This window comes from Caloramator australicus RC3 (assembly GCF_000297115.1).
GTDB lineage: Bacteria > Bacillota > Clostridia > Clostridiales > Caloramatoraceae > Caloramator > Caloramator australicus.
Genome location: NZ_CAKP01000050.1, coordinates 1 through 1430, shown reverse-complemented (window position 1 = coordinate 1430; position 1430 = coordinate 1). Strand labels below are relative to the sequence as shown.

Sequence of the window (1430 nt, the reverse complement as noted above, 5' to 3'; positions counted from 1 at the left end):
ATTAAAAAAACACTCCATATTCTGCCATTATTTACTAAAAATATATTGTGTGGATTAACACCTATATTAATTATAGTCTGTCCTGGGCCTAAACCCAGAAACAATGAATCTTTAGCTAATTTAAACGTCTGTTTTGCTAATTCAAGCCTTACTAAATCACCACCGTATAAATTATTATATAAATATGAAGTAAATCTTGTATCTAAATAAAAGTACGTAACACTACATATTGTAAGTATTAATACACTTAATATAAGCAGAAACATTATTATATTTTTATTATTTTTTCATAATAAATAGCCTTGAGCATAATTTTAAAGCCTTGAAATTACTAGCCTGCTATGGCTAAATTTTTTTATCACTCACAAATATATTTCATAGGATTTCCTCCTTTTTTGTCGAATTATATTAATATAACAACATTCAATTTAACAACAAAAAGGAGGAAATCTCTATGTATCAACGTCAAGAAATTTTTAACATTATTGAATTTTTTACTTCTCAAAAACTTATCAATTTTTATACAACCCTCTTTGAAAATCTTGATTTATCTCCATTACCAGATAAGGTCCCCTCTAAATACGGCCCTACTGGGTTTTCTCGCCATGCTCTTTTCAGAGCCTTTATTGTCATGAAATGTGAAAAATTTGCTCAAGTTACTGAACTTAAAGATTTCTTAGAAAATAATTTAATCATTGCTAAGCTTTGTGGGTTCGATATCCTTAAGCCTTTACCTTCTTACTCAGTTTTTCAAAGATTCATTAAAAATTTGTCTAACTCTTATCTTAAAGAAATCATGAAAAATCAAGTTAATATTCTTAAAGAGTTAGGTTTTATTGATAACAAATTTATTTCTGTTGATGCTACTCCCGTTAAGGCTAATACTAAATTTAATAATCCTAAGTCCTTTTCAAAAAACAAATTTTCTAAAAATAATCCACCTTCTTCTGATAAAGATTGTAAGTTAGGAGTTCATACTGCCAATAACTCCATGAATCTTCATCTTTCTGAAGATAAAACCGTAAACTCTAAGAAAAACTATGAGTTCTATTGGGGTTACAAAAATCATGTCATTTGCGATGCTATTTCTGGTCTTCCTATTGCTGAGTTTACTACCACCGCTGATGTTAATGAGGTTTCTAATCTTACTGAAATCCTTGCTTCTACTAATGAATGGTTTCCTCTTGAAGGCAGTTACATCATTGCTGATAAAGGTTATGATTCAAAGCAAAATCATGATTTGATTTCTAATTCGTTATACCCTTAAAGGTCATGCCTTCATTGCCTTAAATAAGCGTGGCACTAAGAAACATAATTTAACATACAAAAGGTAATGTCATTTGCGATGCCGGCTTACCTATGCATAAAGATGGTAAACAATATTTTGATTCATATATTAAGCAAACTGGGACTGCCAAGGCACACAGGGG

General features: G+C 30.0%; 2 protein-coding genes. Both read left to right on the top strand.

The features are described from left to right. The coding region (locus CAAU_RS15060; RefSeq protein ID WP_207635474.1) for a hypothetical protein at window positions 1-210 on the top strand (210 nt) is incomplete at its 5' end. 244 nt (window positions 211-454) lie between these two features. Next, window positions 455-1267 (top strand): transposase, encoded by an 813-nt coding sequence (locus tag CAAU_RS05005; RefSeq protein ID WP_008908339.1) that lies wholly within the window; start codon window positions 455-457, stop codon window positions 1265-1267. The last annotated feature ends 163 nt before the right edge of the window (window positions 1268-1430 follow it).

What these genes read in the sequence shown, in the direction of transcription:
- CAAU_RS05005 (WP_008908339.1), top strand. Translation starts at nt 455, where the DNA reads ATGTATCAACGTCAAGAAATTTTTAACATTATTGAATTTTTTACTTCT.